The organism is Halomonas sp. KG2 (assembly GCA_030440445.1).
Classification (GTDB): Bacteria; Pseudomonadota; Gammaproteobacteria; order Pseudomonadales; family Halomonadaceae; genus Vreelandella.
In genome coordinates this window covers 2,834,152-2,859,625 of record CP098528.1, presented here as the reverse complement: position 1 = coordinate 2,859,625, position 25,474 = coordinate 2,834,152, and the positions used below count along the sequence as shown (strand labels likewise).

General features: G+C 47.3%; 18 protein-coding genes. 13 read left to right on the top strand and 5 right to left on the bottom strand.

Annotated elements, in window-relative coordinates; translation table 11 throughout:
* Positions 1-659 precede the first annotated feature (659 nt).
* From NDQ72_13355 to NDQ72_13300, 12 genes are all read left to right on the top strand, one after another.
* Positions 660-2,333: an aldolase catalytic domain-containing protein gene (locus NDQ72_13355; GenBank protein ID WKD27047.1), complete on the top strand. Its 1,674-nt coding sequence runs from the start codon at positions 660-662 to the stop codon at positions 2,331-2,333.
* A gap of 37 nt (positions 2,334-2,370) precedes the next feature.
* On the top strand, positions 2,371-3,129 hold the full coding sequence (locus NDQ72_13350) for a 3-deoxy-manno-octulosonate cytidylyltransferase (GenBank protein ID WKD27046.1): 759 nt from the start codon (positions 2,371-2,373) through the stop codon (positions 3,127-3,129).
* Between the two features lie 34 nt (positions 3,130-3,163).
* A complete protein-coding gene (locus NDQ72_13345) occupies positions 3,164-5,446 on the top strand; it encodes an HAD hydrolase-like protein (GenBank protein ID WKD27045.1) in 2,283 nt (760 codons plus the stop codon).
* Positions 5,443-6,372: a hypothetical protein gene (locus NDQ72_13340; GenBank protein ID WKD27044.1), complete on the top strand. Its 930-nt coding sequence runs from the start codon at positions 5,443-5,445 to the stop codon at positions 6,370-6,372. Before NDQ72_13345 ends, NDQ72_13340 begins: the two co-directional genes overlap by 4 nt.
* Positions 6,373-6,406: 34 nt before the next feature.
* Positions 6,407-8,146 (top strand): hypothetical protein, encoded by a 1,740-nt coding sequence (locus tag NDQ72_13335; GenBank protein ID WKD27043.1) that lies wholly within the window; start codon positions 6,407-6,409, stop codon positions 8,144-8,146.
* A 3-nt stretch (positions 8,147-8,149) separates the two neighbouring features.
* Positions 8,150-9,499, top strand: a complete 1,350-nt coding sequence (locus NDQ72_13330; protein WKD27042.1) for a phosphotransferase — start codon at positions 8,150-8,152, stop codon at positions 9,497-9,499.
* 8 nt (positions 9,500-9,507) lie between these two features.
* The gene (locus NDQ72_13325) at positions 9,508-10,731 is read left to right on the top strand and encodes a glycosyltransferase family 29 protein (GenBank protein ID WKD27041.1); all 1,224 of its coding nucleotides are present in this window, start codon (positions 9,508-9,510) and stop codon (positions 10,729-10,731) included.
* A 180-nt stretch (positions 10,732-10,911) separates the two neighbouring features.
* Complete coding sequence (pgm, locus tag NDQ72_13320) at positions 10,912-12,537, top strand: phosphoglucomutase (alpha-D-glucose-1,6-bisphosphate-dependent) (protein ID WKD27040.1); 1,626 nt, start codon at positions 10,912-10,914, stop codon at positions 12,535-12,537.
* Between the two features lie 130 nt (positions 12,538-12,667).
* Positions 12,668-13,522 carry a UTP--glucose-1-phosphate uridylyltransferase gene (locus NDQ72_13315; GenBank protein WKD30399.1) on the top strand — a complete coding sequence of 285 codons (855 nt, stop codon included), beginning with the start codon at positions 12,668-12,670 and terminating at the stop codon, positions 13,520-13,522.
* A gap of 243 nt (positions 13,523-13,765) precedes the next feature.
* Positions 13,766-14,566 (top strand): 3'(2'),5'-bisphosphate nucleotidase CysQ, encoded by an 801-nt coding sequence (gene cysQ, locus NDQ72_13310; GenBank protein ID WKD27039.1) that lies wholly within the window; start codon positions 13,766-13,768, stop codon positions 14,564-14,566.
* 146 nt (positions 14,567-14,712) lie between these two features.
* The gene (glmS, locus tag NDQ72_13305; GenBank protein WKD27038.1) at positions 14,713-16,560 is read left to right on the top strand and encodes a glutamine--fructose-6-phosphate transaminase (isomerizing); all 1,848 of its coding nucleotides are present in this window, start codon (positions 14,713-14,715) and stop codon (positions 16,558-16,560) included.
* Positions 16,561-17,033: 473 nt separating this feature from the next.
* Positions 17,034-18,290: a hypothetical protein gene (locus NDQ72_13300; protein WKD27037.1), complete on the top strand. Its 1,257-nt coding sequence runs from the start codon at positions 17,034-17,036 to the stop codon at positions 18,288-18,290.
* Here the strand turns inward: NDQ72_13300 and NDQ72_13295 are convergent.
* From NDQ72_13295 to NDQ72_13275, 5 genes are read right to left on the bottom strand one after another with little or no spacing between them, the layout of a single operon-like run.
* Positions 18,287-19,294 (bottom strand): spore coat U domain-containing protein, encoded by a 1,008-nt coding sequence (locus NDQ72_13295; protein ID WKD27036.1) that lies wholly within the window; start codon positions 19,292-19,294, stop codon positions 18,287-18,289. The genes NDQ72_13300 and NDQ72_13295 overlap by 4 nt on opposite strands.
* Positions 19,285-21,612: a fimbria/pilus outer membrane usher protein gene (locus NDQ72_13290; GenBank protein WKD27035.1), complete on the bottom strand. Its 2,328-nt coding sequence runs from the start codon at positions 21,610-21,612 to the stop codon at positions 19,285-19,287. The genes NDQ72_13295 and NDQ72_13290 overlap by 10 nt, the downstream gene beginning before the upstream one ends.
* Before the next feature lie 47 nt (positions 21,613-21,659).
* Positions 21,660-22,433: a molecular chaperone gene (locus NDQ72_13285; protein WKD27034.1), complete on the bottom strand. Its 774-nt coding sequence runs from the start codon at positions 22,431-22,433 to the stop codon at positions 21,660-21,662.
* Positions 22,434-22,474: 41 nt separating this feature from the next.
* A complete protein-coding gene (locus NDQ72_13280; GenBank protein ID WKD27033.1) occupies positions 22,475-22,996 on the bottom strand; it encodes a spore coat U domain-containing protein in 522 nt (173 codons plus the stop codon).
* Between the two features lie 6 nt (positions 22,997-23,002).
* On the bottom strand, positions 23,003-23,554 hold the full coding sequence (locus NDQ72_13275; protein WKD27032.1) for a spore coat U domain-containing protein: 552 nt from the start codon (positions 23,552-23,554) through the stop codon (positions 23,003-23,005).
* 486 nt (positions 23,555-24,040) lie between these two features.
* Here NDQ72_13275 and gdhA point away from each other — a divergent pair, with 486 nt between their 5' ends.
* Positions 24,041-25,393 carry an NADP-specific glutamate dehydrogenase gene (gdhA, locus tag NDQ72_13270; GenBank protein WKD27031.1) on the top strand — a complete coding sequence of 451 codons (1,353 nt, stop codon included), beginning with the start codon at positions 24,041-24,043 and terminating at the stop codon, positions 25,391-25,393.
* Positions 25,394-25,474: the final 81 nt, after the last annotated feature.

The following is a 25,474-nucleotide window of genomic DNA, read 5'->3' as shown; positions in this document are numbered from 1 at the left end:
CGATCCGCCCTCGTCATTCCCACAGGCTCCGATCCGCCCTCGTCATTCCCACAGGCTCCGATCCGCCCTCGTCATTCCCACAGACTCCGATCCGCCCTCGTCATTCCCACAGACTCCGATCCGCCCCCGTCATTCCCACAGGTTCCGAGCCGCCCCCGTCATTCCCGCATGCCCTTAGCGGGAATCCATGTTGACCTGGGACTTCGGGCTGCTGTAGGCCAAGGTCAAGGTGGATTCCCGATAACCCCTCTCGGGAATGACGGTGCGGTGACTCGGGAATGATAGTGCGGTGCCGCGTTAAATAAAGCGCAACCTGAGGGGGAAAGCAATTTGTGGTGGTTCGCTGGTTCAGATAATTTAGGGCACGACAGCGAGACACTTTTTTCTTCACAAATATTGCCAACTCTGCCATGGTTATCCCTATTGGTATACGATGTATTCGTGAAGTGCTAATGATCACAGGCAAGAATCATGGCTCCGTATGCGCAGTGCCAAGAATCAACAAGCTGGCGTAGTCCAGCAACGCTAACAAAAACAGTAATTCACGCCAAAAAAGCTCACCTCGTAACAAAAGCTAACACTATCAGGTGCTTAGCTTGTCATGTATTAGTTTACTAAATATCTGCTTAGCAGAGTAAACATGATAAGGGGTGTGAGAAATGATGAACCAAAATGAATGCCAGGATCTGGTGGTTCTAGATTGTACTTTCCGTGATGGCGGTTACTACAATAACTGGGACTATTCCACTGAGTTGGCAAACCGCTATCTACAAGTAATGTCAGACTCTGGTATAGACTATGTAGAACTTGGCTTTCGAGCGTTGGAATCTAGCTCTTTCGAAGGTCCTTACGCCTACACCCCTGATTCCTGGATTAAGCGCCTCGACGTTCCCCACGATTTGAAGATCGGTGTAATGTGTAATGCGAAAGATCTTCTAAAGTACGGAAATCCAAAGGAAACTGTTTCCCAGCTATTTTGTAAAGCTGAAGACTCCCCCGTCACATTGGTGCGTGTTGCTGCTCACTTCAATGAAGTGGATAACTGCGGCGAGATCATGGAAGAGCTGCATAAGCTAGGCTATGTCACTGGCTTTAACTTAATGCAATCCAGTGGTCGCAGCCGCGATGAATTAATCAAGAAGGCCGAAATTGCAGCGGCTTGGCCCATTGACTCACTCTATTTTGCCGACTCCCTTGGCAACATGTTGCCCGACGATATCAGCTTTATCGTGAGTGCACTGCGTGAAGCTTGGAAAGGTCCTATGGGCTTCCATGCACACGACAATATGGGCATGGGGCTGGTTAATGCGCTGGCCGCTATTAAAGAAGGTGTAACGTGGATTGATGGTACGGTAACTGGCATGGGGCGTGGTGCTGGTAACGTACGCATGGAGTACCTGTTGCTGGAGCTGTCTAAACAAGGGATGCGTGAAACCGAGCTCGATGCATTAATGAGCCTGGTCATTGAAGAGTTTGAGCCCGTGCAACGGGAGTGTGGTTGGGGCCCAAGTATTTATTACCACCTTTCCGCGACCTATGGTGTTCACCCAACCTATGTTCAGGAAATGCTATCCGATGAGCGCTACAAGCCTGTCGCTATTGTCAAAGCGCTGAAGCGTTTGGGGGCAGCGGGTGCCAGCGGGTTCTCGCGGGATCGTTTAAAAGATGTAACTGAAAGCGAGCCACTAGTGAGTGTTGGTACGTGGGATGCCACTGGTTGGCTTGAAGGTCGTGATGTGCTGTTGGTAGGGCCAGGCGAAGAGGTGAAAAACCACCTGGAAGCGCTTGAATACTTTATTGAAAAGAAAAAACCTTACGTTATTTGTATCAATATCAACCCTTGGATTCCCAGCCACTTAATCGACTCATGGGCCGCATGTAACCCTGACCGCCTGATGTTAGATAAAGACTTTTATGCGAAAAATCAGGGGCTGCTATTAGCACCAAATGCTTTGCTCCAGTATGTAGATAAAGACACCTGGAACCACTGGACAATTCAAGACTACGGCGTCAGCGTCGAAAGTGGTGAATTGAAGGTGATGGCTGAAAACGCAACCATTCCCCACGCGCTTTCAGCAATTTATGCCATCGCGGCAGTAAATGCTGGTGGTGCCTCTAATCTTTATCTTGCTGGCTTTGATGGCTACACAAGTGAAGATCCTCGCCATAAACAGATGGAAAACGCACTAGGCCTGTATAACGAGCAACCTGGTGTCCTGCCGTTAACCTCAATTACTCCTACTAGCCTCTCTATCGCTACCGTTTCTCCCTTCTCTGAAGCTGTGTATCAGGGTGTGGAGAAAGAGATCTTTGCCCAAAGAATGTCCGCTTAATAGCAGGCGATGTATTACGTGCGCATGCAGATACTGCATGCGCAATTTATTTAATTTGGAGCAAATGATCGATATGAAGACACTTATTCTAATACCTGCACGCTATGCATCCACACGCTACCCAGGTAAGCCATTGGTAGACATTGCAGGTAAAAGCCTACTAAAGCGGGTTTGGGAGCGCTGCGTTCCTGTGTTGGGGAAAGAAAAAGTCTATATAGCAACAGATGACCAGCGGATTATTGACCACTGTGAAGAGCACGGAATGCAGTGGGTAATGACCCCTGATACCTGCCTGACGGGTACTGATCGCTTAGCGGCAGCAGCAGAAAAACTAGAGGCAGACCTCTATATTAATGTGCAGGGTGATGAGCCGATGATTCACCCTGACGATATTAAGAAAGTGATCGATCTAGCAGAAAAAACGCCTGGTGAGGTACTTAATGCCTACTGTGCTATTGAAACTGAGCAGGACTACAGTAGTAGAACCGTACCAAAGGTTGTCTTCCGGCCCGATGGTCGTCTTCTGTATATGAGCCGAGCTCCTATTCCTGGTACGAAAACCGCTGATTTTGTGCGTGCTAATAAGCAAGTTTGTATTTATGCATTTCCACCGCAGGCACTACGCGACTACGCTTCTAAAGAGCAAAAAACTCCTTTAGAGGAATTGGAGGATATAGAAATTCTGCGTTTTTTAGAGCTTGGGTATGAAGTGAGGATGGTGCCAGTTTCTGGTAGCTCCATTGCAGTAGATACTCCAGAAGATGTAGAGCGTGTGCTTAAGGCGCTAGAAGCTTAAACATTGATCGAAATAAGCCCCAGCGGATGGCGAGATGACCCAATACAAGCTAAATACACCGATTAAATCATTTAATACTTATGTATTTGATTGCGATGGCGTTTTATTAGACTCCAATCGAGTCAAAACGGAAGCCTTTTATCACGCAGCGCTTCCTTATGGGGAGCCTGCTGCACTTGCTTTCACTGAATATCATAAAGCCAATGGTGGTATTTCCAGGCAGAAAAAGTTCGAATACTTCTTTCTGAATATCCTTAACCTCTCTGAATTGCCAGAAGATAAGTACCAAAAAGCGCTGAATGATTATGGTAAGTTGACAGCCGAAGGGCTTGTTCGCTGTGAGGTATTACCCGGTGTACTTGAGTTTTTAACAAGCCTTCCAGCCCAAGCTAAAAAATTTGTTGTCTCCGGTGGGGCACAGGATGAGGTTCGTTGGGTACTTGAAGCTAAAGGGTTAGCAACGTTTTTTGACGGCATCTACGGTAACCCTGTTGATAAATTGACGTTAGTTAAAAATCTGGATTTAAAAGACAGCGATTACCCCGGTATCTTCTTTGGTGATGCCCGCTATGATCATGAAGTAGCCAAGGCTAATGGTCTTGACTTCATTTTTTTCTCTGCAGTCAGCGATTTTGATGGCTGGGAAGAGTATGTTGAAAGCCACAGTCTTCAAACATTTGAAAGTTTTACATCTCTAAGCGTCGCTGCTCAAATTGCTGAGCAAAAAGCATTGATTGAGAAGGAGAAAATTGAATCTGAGTCGCCTCCAGAGGTGGTTGAGAAGAAACGAAAGGCTTATTTCTTTGGGTTTCCTTTTTCAACAGAACGAAAATCTACCTTTACAGGTGGACACACTATTGGGCCAGGGGTTGTAAGCAAGCTCATTGAAGAGAATAACTCATCAGCTATTTTGTTTACATCATCTGCTAGCCACTATGTTAACTGGGACTCCGTAAACAGTGTAAACCAAAGAGTTGCATTCTGGGATACAGCTGCTGATAGTGTTGCTGGAATTTCAGAGTCAGAAATACAAGAATATTATTCTGTATTACCTACAGTTCAGGAAATGATTGAACGGAATCAGCTAGCCAGAAAGAAAGTTTTTTTTGATCCCAATCATCAAATAAGTAGTAGTGTAAGAAAAATTGCAATTAATAAAATAGCTTTTTGGGTTGATTGTGTAAAAACTGATAATATAGCTTTTTATATAAACTCTAACGTACCGCACTTAGCAGATGATTATGCCTGCTACTGTGTGTGTAAGGCCAATAATATACCAACGGCTTTTCCCTACCGTATGCCAATTGTTCCAGGTGTTTCGGCACGGCTTTATATTCCTGAATCACTTTATAATCATGATGAGGTTTATACTCGGGAGGGGGAGCTGATTAGCTATAGTCGAGATGAAGACTATGGTAATGAACTGCCAAGTGACTTGGAGCTAATTTATAAGGAAGTAGTGTTAGGTGATTTTACACTCGGTGGGTTATCGAAGGAAGTGCTGTTGAGAAAAGGTGGGCAGCCACCAAAGCAATATACGCCACCAGAAAAATCTAAGTCTTTGATGGAGAATATAAAGGATAATTTAATAAATAAAAAATCATTGTTTGATTTTCTTTATGTCAAGCAAGCATACACAACTAAGCAACGTAATCAGAAAGAGTACGATGAACTTTGTATTAGCGAAATCCCTGATTCACCCTTTGTTTATTTTGCGCTACATATGCAGCCTGAAGCTAGCTCTTCACCTCTTGGTGGTTTTTTTGCCGATCAGCTTCGTGCTATTAGATTTATTTCGGATAATTTGCCAAAAAGTTGGAAGTTATTAGTAAAGGAACATCCACATCAAAAATTAGAAGAGCGACCGGTAAATTTTTATAATGACATAATGAAATCAACTAATGTTAATTTGATAAGTATGAAATACTCTTCAGATCAGCTGCAAGAAAAGTCAAATGCTATCGCTACGCTCACTGGTACGGCTGCGTTTGAAGCTTGGCTAAAGGGGAAGCCAGCTTTAGTATTAGGTAATATTATATATCAAAGTGCCCCTGGGATTTATAAAATTAGATCGACTGAAGATATTGAATGTGCATTTAATAAATTGGCGTCAGGGGTGCTTCATAGCAAAGAAGATATTTGGCACTACCTTTCTTTCTTGGGATTAGCCTCATTTTTTGCGCACTTGGATGCATATATTGATCCGAGCATACCGGTCTATGAGCTAGACTTGGATGAAAATGAGAAAGAAATCGGGTATCGGTTGTCAACTGCTATTAAGGCCCAGGCTAAAAAGTTAGAAGAGGTGGTTCTGTGAATAATGCTGGTAATACTTCTTTTTCAGAAACTCCTGACGCAGTTTTTATCTGTAACTCCCCGCTGCACGTATATAATGCTCTACAGGCAGCGCATCACTGGGGGCTAGATACAGCTAATTGTGTACTCGTCTTTAAAATAATCACAGATAAAATACAGCTCGACTCCACTTTAGAAACATTGGTCAAGTGGAAGGAGGTGATAAGGATAGATCCGTTTCCTGTGCCGCCACGCTTAAAAGCAAAGGGAAACAAAAAAAGATATTTGCAGTATAAGTTTTTTAGAGAATGGCAGCGTAAGTTAGATTTTGCGAAAGGTGTACAATTTGTCTTTCTTTGCCATAATCGCCAAGTAGACAACAGAGTAATAGCTAGTTACTTAGATGCAAGAGAGCTAATCTGGTTAGAAGATGGCACGCTCTCTTATTTTTTATGGCAAGAGGAGAGGGTGTTTACTCCTGAAGTGCGGAAGCGTCGTTCCAAGGCTGCAGCTAAAAAAGCAGTTGCTGGTAAGAAACCAGCAGTGGCTAGTAAGGCGGTTGCTGGTAAGAAACCAGCAGTGGCTAGTAAGGCGGTTGCTGGTAAGAAACCAGCAGTGGCTAGTAAGGCGGCTGCTGCTAAACAACCTGCCGTAGCTAAGGCTTCAACTAAGAAACCTGCAGTAGGCAAGAAGGCAGTAGCATCTAAAAAAACAGCCATTGCTAAAAAGCCAGTTTCTAAAGCTCGGGCATCTACTGCTGCGATCAAAAAGACCGGAGCTGCTAAGCCTGCTGCAAGAAAAGCTATTAATAAAAATTCTTCTACTAAAGGGGTACCAAGAAAGTCACTAGGCTCTAAAGCTTCCGAAGGAAGGAAAGTTGGTGCTAGAGCGGCAGCTGGAAGAAAAGCTCCCGCAAAAGCTAAAGTGAATCCATCAAGAAAACGTTAAAAATTAACATTTCTTCCTAAAATTTGGTGATGCTATGAAGCTTGGTGTGCAAAAATTATATCGTAGAGCTTATAATCATTTATGGCACAGGAAGGTGCTGAAAAACCATGTGAACCTCCCTAAGAGCCAAAGCATATTTACTGTTTATGACTTGTTTCCAGTCAATGGTGTTAAGGTTGTCCATAATAGTCAACCCTTGCTAAAAGAGGCGTTGCTAGCAAAGCCATCTGATAGTAATCTTATTCATTTTCTAGGGGCTCCTTTTGTTGAGCGTGACCGGTTAAAAGAGTTTCACTATATTAACTGGCTTAAAGGTATCCGGCAGAAATTTCCCCAAGATGCTGACTTTATCTACTTGCTTCATCCTAGAGAAAGTGATGCGTTTGGCCAAAAGATAAAGAAAAATATAGGCGTGGAAGTCAAACGATTTGGTTTGCCTTATGAGCTAGAGCTAATGCGTATGGAAGTAAAGCCAACTATCATTGCCAGTTGGTTTTGTACTGCGTTAGATAATTTGTCTGAAGCAAATGTAGACCAGATTAAACTGCTGAGCTTTAAGCTACCTCCATTTAGTAAGTTACGCTTAAAACCAAATCAAAAACCAATCTTTGATGCAGCGGAAGATTTTTATCGCCGCCACAGCACGTCTGATAGCAAAGTTGAGGTATGTGAAATACCTTCATTACCTCAACCAGTTGCCCCCGTTGTTATTGAAGATCCACAAAAAGAGCTTGCAAGGCTAGTAAAGGTAGGTGGGCCGCTCTTGCGTGTGGTGCGATTACATCCTATTGAACATGCAGGTGCAACCACGCCCTTTGTAATGCTGAACCCAAAAGAAACTATCGCAATGGGGTTAAAACGCCTACTGGGTGAGTATTATGGTATCTCCCCAAATTTGAGTAAGTTACCAGATGGCGTACTATCCTTTATGGATATTACTGATGATGTGTTACAAGTACGCCAAAACTCTGCTGGCAAGACACTAAAGCGAACAGCATTAACATTTAATATCGCAGTTGATGGTGAGAAATTAATTAAATTCCTGGTGGAAGAAAATACGTTTGTCTATACAAGTGAGACACCTAAACCTGCACTTAGCGCTACCTCTACATATGGACAAACGCTAGTACCAAAACCAGTGCCGGAAGCAGAAGTAGCAGCAACTGATGAGGAGCCAAAGCCAACGCTCGCGGATCTATGTGCGGCTATACCAGAGTGTGAACAAGTCCTTATGCCGCGAACGAATCTGTCCGGTGATGCCTTTAAGTACCTGGATGCTCTTACTATTAATTATAGTAAACCGCAGCCTTTTGTTTTTTCAATCAAGATTAGTTTGGTAATTGAGGATGGCGAAGGTAGGGTGCTGATGGCTGAAAGACGCTCTTTCCCATCGCGTAACCAGTTTGATTTACCGTCAATGCGTGTTGCCCCAGGCCTTACTTTAGATAGTGCTTTTGGTAAGCTGACGAAGGATCTGCTTGGTTCTGAGGTGTTGCGTCTTCAAGCTCAACCTATAGTAGGCTTTGAACAATTGATTTCTTATCCTGAAGCACACAGGAAAGATGAATATATTCTAAATTTCGTCTATAAAATTGATGTTCCTAACAAGTATTTTGTATCTATGAAGACAACGACTGAGCTTACTAAACATACGTGGTGGGAGGCTGCCACGATTAGAAACATGCCAGTGCCTATTATTAGCACTAACGCGCTAATGGCTCTTGATTTTTATGCTGAGCGAAACACAGCTAAATGCCATTCCGTAGGGTTATAATTGATGCTGGCTGAGCACTATGCAGTGGTCGCAATTGATAAATTTAAGGAGGGTAAGCGAAAGCTTGCCCTTGCTTATCTGAAATTAGCATGCCTGCAACCAAATGTTACTGATTATATATATTTACTCCGTATAGAGGCGGAAGTGTGGGAGAGAGAATGGGTTTCGGCACTTAGCTATATAGATAGGGTACGGCCAGATAAGCTAGTGATTAGCGAGCAATGCCGTTACTACTGGGCATGCTCGCGATTATTCAGTGCCTTGGGGAAAAAGCGTAGTGCTTTATCCTATTTTAACTTGGCTATGGAGACAAGGGACTCTGAGCAGTGGAAAAGAATGATGCGAGAGTTACGGGACGCGCTGCCCGTGGCTGGCCGTGTGACTAAGCAATTTTCTTTTCCCGGCGGGTTTGCAAATAGAGGGTGTATACTTCATGTAGCCAATAAGAAGACTGAGTTTATTACTAAGTTCTACAAGGAGAAAGACAACTATATCCGCGAAGCATTTTTCTATGAATGTTGCGCTCCTCTCATCTCATCCACCTTTGTTTTAAGGCCGGTTTATTATTCTGGCCATAAAAGTCCATTTAAAGCAACTTGCTTTCCTTACATAAGTCAAGGTGAGGGTAGTGTTGAACCTATTGAAATTATTCCGCATGACAAGGTTTTAGAGTTAGTAGAGCGTTTAGGTAACGCTAGTTTTTATGCTGATAAACTAATTGGTCGTGAGTTTGATGACCATGAGCTTGAGAGTAGTGGTGGACTTTCTAGTATTAAGATAGATAGATTTCGAGTTCCGACTTTGCCTCTGTCATTAGGGCGCAATATGGTGAACCTAAGGAATACTCTCTTTAATGCGCATTATCCTACATCTTATAAATATCTTAGATTGATGCTTATTTTCTCCTTGAGAAGGATAAAGCATCTTCGTAATGTTTCGGTTTCATCAAAGCAATATGCGCTTGATATAGGTTTTTTCTTCTTAAAGAAAGCTCATTTTAATAAGCTGTTGGGTGATGATACGCTGGATAGTGGTTTTTGTCATGCTGATCTTAAAGCAGATAATGTGATTCTTTCGAGTGATGGAGAGTTTTTTGTCATTGATTGGGGGAATTTGTCTTTTGGCCCTTTGGGATATGATATTGCGACTTTTGTGTCTGAAGCAAATTTGAAATACTCTGAGGTTCAGTTTTTTTTGCATGATCAATTTCCATTTTCTGTACATAATAAGCTTTTTACATGGTGGGCTTGTTATTTTCATTGCCTTAGAAATTTAGAGAAACAAAAAGAGAGCCGTATTGGGGACGCTTTGTTGTTTTTAAGAAATAATATTATGTCTATTGATAACTGGTAGAGGAATAAGTGATTTTAAAAATTATATTTTTGCCAGTTCAGCTTTTTGTTTTTTGTGTCTCTTATTGCCGAAATTGCTTTTTTCTGAGCAATCGCTTAGATGCGTTTGCACTTTTTTTTATGAAGCAATCTTTCCCTTGGATTAAAGGAATTTTTGCCTACCGCTTGTTCGAGAAGAAGAAATTTAAAGAAGTGCTTTTGCTATATCGCCAAGGTGATTTGAAAAAATCGTCAGGCTTGTTTCTTCTTTCTATCGCATTATCTCGGCGAGCGACTGGAAAGGTGAATGATAGAACCATTAGTCTTCTAGTAGCAGCCGCTAACAGGGGGGCTAAAGTACTAAAGAATTACTATCTCTTTAAGTTAATTGCGACATTGCGAGAAACCCGCAGAATGACAGACTCTGAGTTACGTACCTTTGACTCTGAAATGGCTTCAGCTGGTCTATTGTATAAAAATTTTTACTATCGTGCTTGTTTGGAGTTGGCTTCTGAATTTTTACAGCAAAATAAAGTAGACGAGGCTAAAAAGTGGTATCAAGTTGGCCGTTTATCTCCATTTTCCTCTGCTAGCTATCTAGCACTAACCCATTATTTTGACCCATCGTCTGCGCATAGTGAAGTTGATCGATTAGTCTCCCCAGGGGTAAGTTTAATAGATATTGTCAAAATGTCGGAGGGGTCAATATGCGTAGTGGGGAATTCTCCTAGTGTTATTGGTACTAATGTAGGTAAGTGGGTTGATGCTCAACGCGTTGTGATCAGGTTTAATAACTACTCTTTAGGGCCTGAGTTTATAGATGACATTGGCTCCAAAACGGATGTTTGGGTACGAATGCTTCCGACACCACTGATTGACCGCACATTGCAACCAGGCGTCAGCTTAGTTGTTTTTACCGGGCCTAATTCTATCTATCGTTCTATACCGAAGTGGTCAGAGGTACTTGAGATTTCTTCTCAGGTAGAATCTACCGATTTTTTTGATGAAAAATTATTTTTTGAGCTGCAATCCATGATTGGTTCTCCACCTTCATCTGGCTTGATGACTTGCTATACTATTTATCGAGTTCTAGGCTACTTTCCTAAAAATAGTATGATTGGCTTGAGTATCGATGGCAACGTAGAGGAGGAGGGCGTTTATCACTACTCTGATCCGATGGCTTTTGCTGCGCCCCGTCACAACTGGAAAAAAGAGGCTAAAGTTTATAAGCAGCTTATTTCAGGTGTTCTTTGAATTGGTTTTATTGTGCTTCTTCCATTTTCTGCATTATTCCGCGTCGCTATATAATTAATAAATGTTGCAGAGCGATAAGGAGACGCCAATTAGATTTTCGTCTTTTGGTATACTGCGTTGGGTAGGGGAAAGCGTTCAAGCTGAAGTGTTTCTGAATTCTTAAATGTTAAGGTGCTCTTCATGGAAAATGCCATGGTAGCGAATATCATCAATTCCTTTTTTGATGAAACCCCGGATGCAAGTGTGCCTGAAGAGCGCGTGGCGTTCGGTACGTCGGGACACCGGGGCAGAGCGAAGGAGCGTACTTTCAATGCCGCGCATATTTTTGCGATTACTCAAGCGGTGGTTGATTACCGCTCTGAGGCTGGCTACCAAGGCCCGATGTTCGTTGGCTACGATACCCATGCACTTTCAAAACCCGCCTGGGAGTGTGCTCTTCGTGTGCTGGCCGCCAATAAGGTGCCCGTATTTATTGAGAAAGACCATGCTATTACGGCTACGCCACTGATCAGCCGTGCAATTTTGCAGTATAACTGTCCTCAAAAGCAGCATCTTCAAGATCAGGCAGTGTATGGTGCAGCGTTGGCCGATGGTTTGATTATTACGCCTTCGCATAATCCACCTGAAGATGGCGGCATAAAGTACAATCCGTCTCATGGTGGACCAGCTGATACTGAAGCTACAAAGTGGATTGAGTTTCGCGCGAATGCCTATTTACTCCGGCAATTATGTGACATTTCTCCGCTATCTTTAGAGCAGGGGCTTGCCCATGCTCAAGAGTACGATTTTACGGCTCACTATGTGGCTCAGCTGAGCAACGTGGTGGACATGGCCGCTATTCAAAATGCCAATCTTACTCTTGGTGTTGACCCCATGGGCGGTACAGCGCTGCCGGTATGGCAGGCAGTGGCTAAACACTATGGCTTGAATCTTGAGGTGGTCAATACGTCTGTCGATGCCAGCTTTGGTTTTATGCCGCCGGATCACGACGGTAAGATTCGCATGGATTGCTCTAGTCCTGATGCCATGGCTAACCTGTTACAGGTCAAAGATCGCTTTGATCTCGCTTTTGGCAATGACCCTGACGCTGATCGTCATGGCATTGTGGATGCCAATGGGCTGATGAATCCGAACCATTTTTTGGCGGTGTGCGTGGACTATTTGATTGGTCATCGGCCTGAGTGGGTGGAAACGCTCAGCATCGGTAAGACGCTGGTGTCTTCTTCAATGATTGATAGGATCGTGGTTTCTCATCAGCGTGAACTTTATGAAGTTCCGGTTGGCTTTAAGTGGTTTGTAGAAGGTCTGCACGATGGCTGGCTTGCTTTCGGAGGTGAAGAGAGTGCCGGTGCGAGCTTGTTAACGCGCGCTGGGAAGGCTTGGTCTACTGATAAAGACGGCATTGCGCTTTGCTTGTTAGCGGCAGAAATCACTGCGGTCACAGGGAAAACGCCTAGTGAATACTACCGTTCATTAACCGAGCGGTTCGGTGAGCCGTTCTATAAACGTGTGGATACGGCGTGCACTGTGGAAGAAAAGGTTGCATTTAAAAAGCTAAGTGCAGAAAGCGTTACTGAAACCATCTTGGCTGGTGACCCAATCACTGCTGTGCTGGTTAACGCCCCTGGCAATGGAGCGGCCATTGGTGGCTTGAAAGTTACCACTGACAATGGCTGGTTTGCTGCCCGCCCAAGCGGAACGGAATCACTCTACAAAGTCTATGCGGAGAGCTTCAAAGGTCCGCAGCATTTAGATGAGTTAATTGAAAGCGCCACCGCGCTGCTTTCTAGCGTGCTAAAGGAGTAAGTGTGACTTATTCGCTGGTTCCTAGCGAGAGTTGTCGCACCGCGCTACGGTAGGTGCAGAATATTTATTTTATCGGTTTTGCAGTGCGAGGTAAGCCCACAGCGCACCCGCAACAGAAAGGACGTTAATGATGACCCAAGTGCGTAAAGCGATTATCCCGGTAGCCGGTTTTGGCACACGCTTGCTACCTATCAGCAAGGCGATTCCCAAGGAGATGGTGCCCGTTGTGGATCGTCCGCTCATTCAACATGTGGTGGAAGAAGCGCTGGCGGCGGGTATTAATGAAATCATTTTGGTGACTCGGGCTGGGAAATCAGCCATTGAAGACCATTTTGATGCCCACTTTGAACTTGAGCACTCACTGGCTAGCAAGGGTAAGGATGCGCTACTAGAAACACTGTCTGCTATTTCACCGAAAAAACTCAAGGTGACTAGCGTTCGTCAGCCTAATGCCAAGGGCCTGGGTCATGCGATTTTCTGTGCCGCGCATCTGTTAGACAAAGACGAGCCGTTTGCCGTTATCCTTCCTGATGTATTGGTAAAGCCACAGGTTGGTAGCAATGCCTGTGATTTAGGCAGCATGGTAGAGCGTTGGAATACAAATAGCGCTTCGCAAATTATGGTGGAAGCGGTGCCTAGGGAAGACGTTTATCGTTATGGCATTGTTGACTGTGATGAACCTGCTGCCGGTGAGAGCGCCAACATGCGTGGTGTCGTAGAAAAGCCGACACCTGAAGAAGCGCCTTCACGTCTTTCAGTCATTGGTCGTTACGTGCTTCCTTATCGCATTATGGAGCTGCTGCGCGACCAGCCGCCTGGTGCAGGTAATGAAATCCAGCTAACGGATGCCATTGACCGTTTGATGCAGGAAGGTAAAACCGTGCAGGCGTTCCGCATGCATGGCCGCACCTTTGACTGTGGGCACATTGAAGGGTGGCTAAAAGCCAACACGACGCTCGCTCGCGAAGCGGGTTACGACGTGTAAGGTTAGAAAGAATCGTATTAGTAACTAAAGCCGCTCAGTTCATACTGCAGCGGCTTTTTTTGGTCATTCATATTACTAATTTGATCGCGGTGCAGCACTTTATAGGAGCGGGGGGAATTCACGATGGTTGAGGCTTTGCCGCTTGTACGGCCCAAGGGCGGCTGCGCCGCCATCGCCCACTGAAGTGGCCTCCTACAAGCGAGTGCCTTACCAGCGACTACATTAATCAATATAGGGGGTGGCATGCGAGCGTTACTGGAGCAGGTATTAAAAATTGCGTACGAAGCGGACGCTGCCATCGCTGCCGTCTATGCTCGTGAATTCAGTGTTGAGCTAAAAGGTGACAGCAGCCCTGTGACCGAAGCTGATCAGGCGGCGCATGATGTCATTGTGCGCGGTCTAAAAAAGCTTACTGTACAGTTGCCAATTCTTTCCGAAGAAGACGTTGATAGCTTTGCTGGCATCAATAGCGAAGGGCGCTATTGGCTGGTAGATCCGTTAGATGGCACGAAGGAGTTTATCAAACGCAACGATGAGTTTACCGTGAACATTGCGCTGATTGAAAACGGTAAGCCTATTCTTGGGGTAGTGACAGCGCCGGTGCTAAATGTTGCGTATATAGCAGCTGAGGGGGTTGGCGCTTTTAAAATTGATGCTGCAGGCCATCGTTATGCTCTTCACGTAGCGGGCAAGCCTACTTCGGGTGCCAGTTGGCGTGTGATGGGTAGTCGGTCGCACTCTAGTCCTGATCTTGCAGTATGGCTTGAAAGGTTAGGTAAGTATGAAATACTGCCCATGGGGAGCTCGCTTAAGCTCTGCGTGATTGCAGAAGGCAAAGCCGATGCGTATCCGCGCCTTGGTCCTACCTGTTTATGGGACACCGGTGCCGCACACGCTATTCTGCTTCAAGCCGGAGGGCGTGTTGAGACCTTAGATGGCGAGCCACTGAGCTATGCCAATCCCAGCGAAAAGCTCAACCCTGATTTTGTGGCGTGGGGCAGCCAGGAAGATCGTGCTTTGAAGGCTGAGCTAGGGGGAGAGTAATATGCTCCCCTTTAAAAGGCCGTTCATGGGATACTTTCTGTGGCTAATCCTTTGCGGCTAATCTTTTGTGGATAGCCATCTACTATTGGCTCTTTGCATAAGAGTGAAGGTCATTTTCGTTATAAGTCGTCATTAAAGGATTGCGTATGTGTGGAATTGTCGGCGCCGTTGGCGCAATGGAATGTACCCCGTTTTTGCTTTCAGGCTTGAAAGTGCTTGAATACCGTGGCTATGACTCTGCTGGGTTAGCCGTGCTAAGTGACTCTGGTACGCTAGCACGTGCCCGCGCCAAGGGGCGAGTGTCGGCACTTGAAGCCCGCGTTGAAGAGGAAGGCGTCGAGGGGAAAGTGGGCATTGCTCATACCCGTTGGGCAACTCATGGTGTTCCTGCTGAACGTAACGCTCATCCGCATATTTCGAGTGGATTGGCGGTGGTGCATAACGGCATCATTGAAAACTATGAAACCCTACGTGAAAAGCTTCAGGGGTTAGGGTATGAGTTCACTTCAGACACCGACACTGAAACCATTGCTCACTTAATTCAAGCCTGCTTTAAAGGTGAAATTGGCGAACCAGCGGAAAACTTATTTTCTGCGGTACGTTGCGCCGTGGCGCATTTGCATGGTGCTTTTGCTCTGGCCGTGATAAGTGAAGAAGAGCCGGATTGCTTGGTCGTGGCTCGTGAAGGTTCGCCGCTGATGTTAGGTATTGGTGATGATGGCCACTATGCCGCTTCAGATGCCTCGGCGCTGCTGTCTGTCACCCAGCGTATGATGTACCTGGAAAACGGTGATGTGGCGCGCTTAACGCGTGATTCGGTCACTCTGGTCGATGCTCTCGGCCAGCCTGCTCAGCGTGATGTAGTTATCTCTAGCCTTTCTGCGAATGCGGTTGAGCTAGGCGAGTTTAATCACTACATGCAAAAAGAAATATTTGAGCAGCCCCAAGCGTTGGGCAATACATTGGAAATGCTGAGCGGCGCCGGTCAACTGCAGCCGGGTATCTTTGGTGCAGAAGCTCAAGCCGTTTTTGAGAAAGTAGATTCCGTACTGATCCTGGCCTGTGGTACGTCCAGCTATGCGGGTATGACGGCTAAGTACTGGGTTGAGCAAGTGGCTGGTATCCCGTGCAATGTCGAAATTGCCAGTGAATACCGTTACCGCCAAAGTGTAGCGAATCCTAACCAGCTAGTGGTGGTTATTTCTCAGTCAGGTGAAACTGCTGATACGCTCGCTGCACTACAGTACGCCAAATCTATGGGCCACACCCACACGCTTGCGATTTGTAACGTTCCTGGATCTGCCATTGTGCGTGAAACGCTACTGCGCTTTATTACTCGCGCTGGTCCAGAAATTGGTGTTGCTTCTACGAAAGCCTTTACTACTCAGTTGAGCGCACTATTTTTGCTTACGCTTTTGTTGGCAAAAGCGAATCATCGGCTAGATGAAACAGCCGAGAAAGCTTATCTAGACGAACTACGCCATTTGCCAATCGCTGTTAAAAAAGTGCTGGCACTAGAGCCAAGCATAAAGGCGTGGTCGAAGCATTTCGCTAATAAGCAGCATGCGCTGTTCTTAGGCCGTGGCCGCCACTTCCCAATTGCGTTGGAAGGGGCGCTGAAGCTAAAAGAAATCTCTTATATTCATGCGGAAGCTTACCCTGCTGGGGAGTTGAAACACGGCCCGCTGGCATTAGTTGATGCTGAAATGCCTGTGGTGGTGGTTGCGCCTAACGATGAGTTGTTAGAAAAGCTAAAAGCCAATATGCAGGAAGTGAGCGCTCGTGGCGGTCAGCTTTATGTGTTTGCCGATGGGGGCAGCACCGTTAAGCCAAGTGAGGGCGTTAATGTACTGGTGATGCCGGAAAACTACGGCCTGCTTTCCCCTGTGCTACATGTCGTGGCACTTCAGTTGTTGTCGTACCACGTAGCGCTGGTAAAAGGCACCGACGTAGACAAGCCCCGTAACTTGGCGAAAAGTGTCACGGTGGAGTAATCCAGGGGCGGCTTCGCCGCCTCTGCGGGTGCCTTAGTAGGAATGTGGGGCATTCCCTCCGTTCTGTCATTCCCGCATGTCCTTAGCGGGAATCCAGTTTGGTTCAGGCATTCGGGCCTCGACGGGTAAGGTCAAGGTGGATTCCCGATAACCCCACTCGGGAATGACGGCTATGTGGAGCCGGGAATGACGCCTTCCGCCTTGTCATTCCCGCATGCTCTTAGCGGGAATCCAGTTTGGTTTAGGCATTCGGGCCTCGGCGGGTAAGGTCAAGGTGGATTCCCGATAACCCCACTCGGGAATGACGGTTATGTGGAATCGGGAATGACGCGGTTGCCCCCTTCGCTCATCCCTCACGAGATTCGTCGCTGCATCGAGAGCGGCTACACTTAGATTGGTTTCCATCGTATAGCCATTGGCGAGTATACTTTGGGCTGCGCTAGTTCCTTCATTTGGCTACAAGAGATTGCTTTATGGCACTATTGCCGAGCTTTTTTTTACGTTCATTACCAATCATTACAGCAGCTACGCCTGGTGCTTTTAGAATATTTGTTATTACATTTTCTATGTTCTTTATCGCCAGCGAAGAGGTGGTGGCTTTTTCCACGCAGTATACGCTTGCCGCATTTTTTGTGATGATTTGTGGTATAGGATTTTCTACGATACTAGTTAAAGGTATGGCGAAAGAAAGTAGCGTTAATACCTTTTTAAGCTATTCTTTGTCATCTGTTGTTGTTGGAGGGGCGGTATCTCTCATTGCTTTGCTGCTAGTGTCGTGGTTTCTAATTATTTCGGATTTTTTCTCACTGTTTTTCTTAGTGATTTCAACATCGGTTTATCAGGTGTTTAGAAATTATCTTATTTTTAAGAAAGATTTCTATCGGCTGTTGGTGAACGATATTTTAATAGGTTTTTTGTTCGTTGCTTGCATGCTGGGGGCTTATGTTTATCAAGATAAAATTGATAGCTCTGCTATTTTTTCTTTCTTGTCTTTTTCATATTTAGCATCGCTGTGTGTTGTCTTTTTCTGGCGTTACTATCAATCGTGCGAAGCGCCTAGTGAAGATGATGTAGCATTGATATCTAAGGATAAAATGGTCTCTAGCTTGGTGGTAGGCCTGTCGAATGCGGCAAGCGGGGGCGTAAGTTTTATTCTTCCTTCCTTTTTTGCCGCTTTGGGCGGGGGCGAGATCGCGATTGTTGCCTCTATTGCAGCCTTGGTTTTTAGCTCTATCTCCGCTGTTCCTAGGGGCGTGATCAATAACGGCACGGCGGCTTTATCAAAAATGATATTGGCAAAACATTTTGACAGTCAGTTTATATTTAGCCTGCGTCACAAAGTGAAAGTTATTATCGCTACGTTATTTCCTTCTTTAACACTCTTTATTTTTTTTTATTTGTATATTTTTGTCGAGATCAATGATTTTTTAGCATCGGTTGTTTTCGTAGTTGCACTTGGATTTTATATTGCCACCGCCCAGTTTGGTGTTGTTGAGTCCGTCATGATTAATTTATGTGGATATGAGCGACAAGCATTTTACTTTAATCTCATTATTTTTTTAGGCGTCATGATGGTATTTATACTGCCTAATCTCTTTCCCTCTATGCAAGATGTGTCCTTTATTGTTTATCTATTGCCAGTGCTGCTCGGGGGAATCAATATTTTTCGAATGCTCTGGTATCGGCAGTTGGTGAGCCGGTATTTTGGGATCGAAAAGAGCCTTGGCTAAAAAATAACATCGACAACAATCATATCGGTGTAGGTACCTGGTGGTGGTGTGTTTTGTCCCGGCAGTATCTCGGCACGGTAAGTAAAACCTTGAGGTATGCCGCTTGGCGTGCCGGGGTTTGTGTCGGCAGTGGAAGACGCGCGCCGTTCGCTGCCACCATTTCCCCAGCGGTTGTTGCCAGAGGCACCTTTGTAAAGCTGATAATCTAGGTATTGGCCGCTGTTTTCCATTCGACGGATGTTACCCGCAGCATGTTGGCCATCGCTTAATCCCACTGAGTAGTCGCTGCCTTTGGTGCAGGTAATATCAATCGTTCGTGTGACTGGATTAAAGCCAGCCACGAGTGGGGCACTGCCGAAGTCCACGTCAGGGGATTGAATCGAGCAGTCGGGGGTAACGGTTAGGCTCAGATTGATTGAGCTGGTGCCTGAGCCGGTGCGAAAGCTGAGACATATGAATAGTCCCGCATTGCAGATTCGCCAGTTCCAGTTAACTGTGAGCGTATCGGTGTAGGTGCCTGCAGAGATATTGGCAGTCGGCTGAGTACGAAATTCCATGGGTATCGCAACGTTCTGGCTGCCGACTAGGCCGAGTAGGTCGATCAGTACAGAGTTAAAGTAGTTATAGGTCGTATTGAGGAAGATTTCTTCGTTCTGTGAGGCAAGGGCGAAGATACGATAAGGAATTGCGTCGCTACTCGCGGCATTAACCAGTTGTCCTTGGTTGACGCTAGAGAGTGTGGCACGAATCCATTGGCTGGACACAATAGCTAGTCCGAGAAAAGCCCCTCGGCACACAGCCCCTGCGTTGGGTTGGGCTGAGGTAGTCTGGGGTGTGCTTCCAATAGCGAAGGAACTGACGTTGCCAAAGGTGGCGTTGACGCTCGGGCTGATCGTACAGGCCCAGGCATTAGGACTAATGGTTACTAAGGCTAATAGTATGAGGCCGATTAGCCAGCAGTGCTTGGGCCGTTTCGGCGTATCCTCAAGATTTCCTAACGACATAGTTGACTTCCCAAGTGGTGTATTGCATCAGAAAGAGTGTCAATGGGTAGGCTTAGCTTACAGCTATCGCCGCTGGGTAGCGTTACGTGGAGCTGATTATCACTTTCTAAACCTTCTAGGTAGGTCTGGCCATCCCAGCCTACCAGCGAAGCTGCGCCGCTGTCGGTTATGACACGGGAGCCTAGTGGTAAAGGGTTGCCCTGTGAGTCGACTAATACAAGCGTTGCTGCGATGACGCGCTTAACCGGAAAGTTAAGCAGATAGCCGCTTCTGGTATTGACGGCTACGCGCTGTTCAACGTGTGTTGCACTAAGGTTAGCGGGTAGTACTAACGGGTCTATCTCATATTTGCCTGCGTAGTAGGCGCGTGCCCAGGGGACGAGCAGGTGGCCACTGTCGCGGGTACTACCAACTAGCTGATTCTCGTAGCGCACAGGAACGTCGGCTTGGCCATCGGTGCTGACAACAACAAATCCGTCGCGTACGTAGTTAGCAGCAAACCATTGGTTGTCCATGCGTACTATTGAGCCTTTGGCATCAGCATAGTGCACGGTATCGTTGTGGGTACCGTACACGCCACCTCGAAGCTCAGTGGCGGCCCCGCGCCAAGCCAGCTCTGCTTGGCGATAGTCGCTTTCTGAACTGCGCTGTTCATAGGCTAGATTCCAGCCCCAGCCACCCTGAATTGGCGTTGTTTGGGTGTATTGGGTGCGAGTTGACATGCTGCCTTCTGCATCTCGGCGAACGCTAGCGCTTAGCGTGCCAGGACGGCTGCTTAGCGGTAGAGTAACTTGCGCTATAGCATTCCAATCCCCGCCGACTTCTCGGTTGGCCGATAGCGAGAAGTGCATACGTTCCCATAAAGGACGGCTGTAGGTCAGGTTCAGTAGCCGTGAACGGCTATCTTGATCTGTTTTAATATCGAAGTAGCCACCAGCTAAAGAGCCTAGGCGACCAAGGTTGAGGCCAGCAGTGAGCTGAGAGACCTCGCGCTGAGAGCTGTTGTTTGAATGGCGGTGCGTGTTGCTGGCTAGGTCGGTGAACTCCGCCTGTTCTATCTGATGGCGCAGCCCTAGATTGAAGCCGCGACTACGGTAGCGATATCCCGCCGTGTATGACTCGCCTGTAGTGCCTTGGCTGTAGCTCTGGCGATAGGCGCTCTCCAGTGTGCCAAGCCGCCATAGCTTAAAGGTGCCGCCTGCACCCGCCGTGGTGACATCACTGGTTGTCTCAGCTTGAAGTTCAAGGGTGAAGTAGTCATTGATGCCACGGCGGTAGCTGCCGGTCGCTGCAATGGTACCGTAAGCAAAATCGCGCTGGCCAAAGTCTTTGCGTAGGGCGCCGACGCTAGTACTGTAGCTAGTTAGGCCTGGGCTCAACAGTTCACTAGAAATATAAAAGGGTAGGTTGGTGGATACTCGGCGGCCTTGGCTATCCGTGGTTACTATCGTTGCTTCACCCGCCCCGGTAACCATTGGCATATTGGTTAGAGTGAAGGGGCCTGGAGTCAATGCCGTAGAGGATTGGCGCGTTCCATCAATAAACAGGTCGAGGGTTGTAGGAACAGCAACTTCGCCAGAGAACTCAGGCAGAGGATAAGTCACTAGGTCCGGCCGAAGAGCGAAATCACGGGAGATTTGAATGCCCCCTAAGCGTACCGCGTTGGTCCAGCCTAGCGGCCGGGTTATCACGTCACCTGCGGTGTAGTGGGTCATTGTCTCCTGGTCAGCGTGCTCCCAGCGGGTATCAAAACGTCGATAGCCTTCGTTAATGCCGCTTTCGCCCGTTAAGGCTTGTCGGTAAACCCCAGTGGTGCTGAATGTTCCGGTGGTGCCAAAAAGACGAGCTTCGTGACCAAGACTAGCCGTCGTGCTACCTTGCCGAGCATGGCTGATGTAGGCGTCATAATTGAATAACGCGCCTGGGCTGGCTTGTAGTGGGTAGCTACGGTTAGAACGTGTGCTAGCGTGATACTGATGGGGCAGCCAGTGAGCTGGAACATCGATATAAAGTCGTTGAGTCGGGCTGTGGTATTGGGCCTCAACGCCGTTCAAGCGGCCTATATTGATGGTCTCATCCTGACTGCCTAAGTGCTCGGTGGGTAGCCCGATTTCTAGCAAACGCTCGCGCTCAATCAACAGTGAACCATCTTGCTGGATAACGGGGATAACCTGCTGAGTAGGGCGTTGATTAAGGACGATTTCTAAATATAGCGCCTGAGTCGTATTGGTAGTACCCGCAGTGGGAGGTGCTGGAAGTGTTTGGCTAAGCGCCATCATTGGCGCCATTGCTAGTAGCAAGGTGCAGCAGCGAGACATTAGCCATACCTGTGTGAGGCTAGTGAAACAAACAGGCATACGAATGGCTATTTAGGTGAAATACGATGGTTTTCACCCAATATGTATGCGTGCAGCTCGCCTATCGGCCTGACCCCTGAAGGTAATGGCCAGCGGCGTGTATCGCCAGGCAGTACATAGCCGAGTAGTCCTTTGGATACTTCCTCATGGGTTGCTCCTTGCTTGAACACCACTTGGCTTAGGCGTACATGATGTTGGCCGGTATTCTGAATTTCCAACTGCGGTTGCCCGTTCTGTTGAATAATCCGCCAGCTTAGCCCTGGATAAAGCCCGCTGTTATCGCTGCTATGGTTGGCTAGACGTTCAGGTGGTGTGGCTCCCTCGCCGTAAACGAAAAGTGGTAACGAGTAACGCATCTGTAACCGCACCGCGGCACGAGGCGCGTTTTGCGGTTCATCGTTGGGTGCTAGTGCAGGAATCTCATCGACGATAATGCGGTAGGCCTGCTCTTGGCCAGTTGGCGGTGTTGCCTGCCGAATCAGGCGCACCATCTGGCGCTCGCCGGGAGCGATTGTCATCATTGGCGGGCTGCCAACGACGGACTGCTGAGGTTGGTAATGGTCATCCCCCCCTTCCTGCGACCATGAAAATATGCGCAACTGCATATTGACGGCTTGGTTGCCCTGATTTTCGAGCCAAAGGGCGCTTGCTTGCTGGTCGTTCTGAATAACAGGATAAATGGGCCAAATCAGCAGAGAGTTAGCGGTTGCGGAAAGCGGGCTCGCAAGCAGGCCCAGCAAAGTGAGAACGCCAGTCACGTAACGGAGGCGCATTGTTAGCATCGGTATTCCCCTTGGTTTCCTATTATCTCATCGATGAGATATCACCACTCTAAAGTGACCACTAATTCATCGCTATAGCTGCCAGCAGGCAGATTGCCGGGTAGCATAACCCTGCCCCAGACCGGCAGGGTAATATTGTCTGGTGTTGTCGACGTGTCTACGGATACTGGCTGGCTGATTCCTATGGCGCTCTGAAAAGCGGCGTCTCGATAGAGCTGATAGGCAAGCACTTCGTTGCCATTGGCGCGTTTGAGTTGGCGCTCTCCGTCCGGCTGCTGGCCACCATCAATTCGCAGTGTTAACGAAATCCCTGGTGTGCAACTCAACGTAAAAGAGCCTGAGGTGACCAGTGACGCACTGCGCGTTTCTTGGGAAAGCGCTGATGCGGCACCGAAGGCTAAGCTACCTATTATGCCAAGCTGTACGCCATTAGACGGGATCTCTTGGTTAACTAAGCAGCCCGGTGTGATGGTGGCCGATACTATAAAAGTATCCGTTGGCGAGGCTTGAGCAAGCCCCGCCACCATCACGATTGAGCTGACAAGTTGCCAGCCTTTGATCATTCAGCGTTACCAAGTTAGCTGAACTTGTAGTATGTCTTCGTAGGTGCCAGCAGGAAGATTGCCTGGGTTACCGAAGGCTTGGCCATAAAGCGCAATGGATTGAGTGGTGTCATCCGTAAATGGGTCTAGTGCGATGGTTCCGCTTAGAGCAAGCAGGTTCGTGTGGTTAGCATCGGTATATAGCGTATAGCCGACAAACGTGTTGCCATCTGGAGTATTTTCCATTGCATGAATAGCAGGAGCTGCTTGGCCATCATTAGCTCCCTCCAGCAAGGTAAAGGTCGGCGTGACGCCCGGTGAGCAGAGTATAGTGATGCCGTTACCGCCCGCTATCTCAGCATTGACCTGGCCGAATAGAGCTGAGTGGCTGCCAAAGGCTAGACTGCCGAAGTCGACCCCCGTACCTTCAGTGCCGCCAACCGAGCAAGCGGCTTCCAAGGTGATAGAGGCATCAATGGTGCCGGTAACGCTCTGGGCTTGGGCTAAGCTGGATGCAACAAAAAGTGTCGCTGCCAAAGTGCCAAGGCTAGCAGTGCGAGAGACGTTCAATAAACGCATGGTGAGCTCCTAAAAGAGGTGTTCCGTTGAACAAAAATGGCACCACAAAACTAGCTATAGCTGTTTATGGGGATCTAGAAGCGCTAGTGGCTAGCGACCTTTTTGCTTAATTGTAAATTAGCATGAATTGGCTTTAATGTAACTGTTATTAATATAGCTAGCGGGTGAGCGTTACATTTAGCAACACTAGTTTGTAGGCAGGTGGGTTTGGACGGTGTTGTTATCATCTGTTGAAATAGGCGTCTCCTATCGTAATGCGAGTGGTTAATGACGTTTTCTCTTTCTATTTTCGTTTAAAATTCGTTTATTAGAGTTTATTGATTGCACCAAGACGGGGCGATAAGGCTACCACTTTAGTCTATTTTTAATGTGTTTTTAGCCTATACCGAACCGGCATAGGGTATGCAGGTTTGCGTGCTCGCAGTTAAATACGTCATCGCTCTGGCCAGCAAATCGACGTTTTTAACTATAAAAGGGTGTCTGTATATGCCTTATGTTCACGATACGCTGACACGTTTAGCGAAAAGTAGCCCTGCACAAACTGAGTTTTATCAAGCCACTGAGGAAGTGCTTGAGTGTCTTCGCCCATTGTTCGAACGTGCGCCGCATTACCATCAGCACAGTATTATTGAGCGCATTGTTGAGCCGGAACGTCAGGTCATGTTTCGGGTGAGCTGGGTGGATGATGCTGGTCGTGTACAAGTCAACAAAGGCTATCGCGTACAATTTAATTCGGCGCTTGGCCCTTATAAAGGCGGTTTGCGTTTTCACCCCAGCGTGACGTCGGGCACCATTAAATTTTTAGGGTTTGAGCAAATCTTCAAAAACGCGTTAACGGGGTTGCCTATTGGCGGTGGTAAGGGCGGCGCTGACTTTGACCCAAAAGGGAAGTCTGACAACGAAATCATGCGTTTCTGTCAGGCGTTTATGTCGGAGCTTTATCGTCATATTGGGCCGCATACCGATGTGCCCGCTGGGGACATTGGCGTTGGTGGGCGAGAAATTGGCTATCTATTTGGTCAATATAAGCGTTTAACGGGCCGTTACGAGGGCGTGTTGACTGGGAAAGGCCTAAACTGGGGTGGTTCCCTCGGTCGTAAAGAGGCGACTGGCTACGGTGCGGTTTATTTTGCCGAGAACATGCTGGCAGCGAAAGGCGAAGCCTTGCGTGGTAAAACCTGCTTGGTATCTGGCGCGGGTAATGTGGCGATTTATACGATCGAGAAGCTCTATGAACTGGGTGCCAAGCCCGTTACCTGTAGTGATTCCAAGGGGACTATTCACGACCCTAGCGGTATCGATTTAGGCCTGCTAAAACAGTTAAAAGAAGTCCAGCGTGTATCGTTGGAAAGCTACCTGCATGAGCACCCGGAAGCTCAGTATATTTCGGCTCGGGATTACCCGCAGGATGGCCACGCGGTTTGGCGTATTGAAGGTGAGGCAGCGTTTCCTTGTGCGACGCAAAACGAGCTGACCGAAGCCGATGCCAAAATTCTGTTGGCGAATGGCGTTACCTGCGTGAGCGAAGGGGCTAACATGCCTTCCACCAAAGAGGCGGTAGATGTCTTTTTGGAGGCTAAAATTGCCTATGGACCCGGCAAAGCAGCGAATGCAGGTGGCGTGGCGACGAGTCAGTTGGAGATGGCCCAGAACAGCAGTATGGAGCAGTGGCCGTTAGACAAAGTTGACCAGAAGCTTAAACAGATTATGGCGGATATTCATCGACAGTGTGCAGATACGGCAAGTGAGTTTGGTGAACCTGACAATCTTGTATTGGGTGCTAACATTGCGGGCTTCCGTAAAGTGGCCGATGCGATGATTGAGCAGGGCGTTATCTAATCGCTTTTATTAGCTAAACCACATACACTGTCGTAACACAGTCCTTTCCCTCTGGGGAAGGGCTGTTTTCGTTGGTGCGTT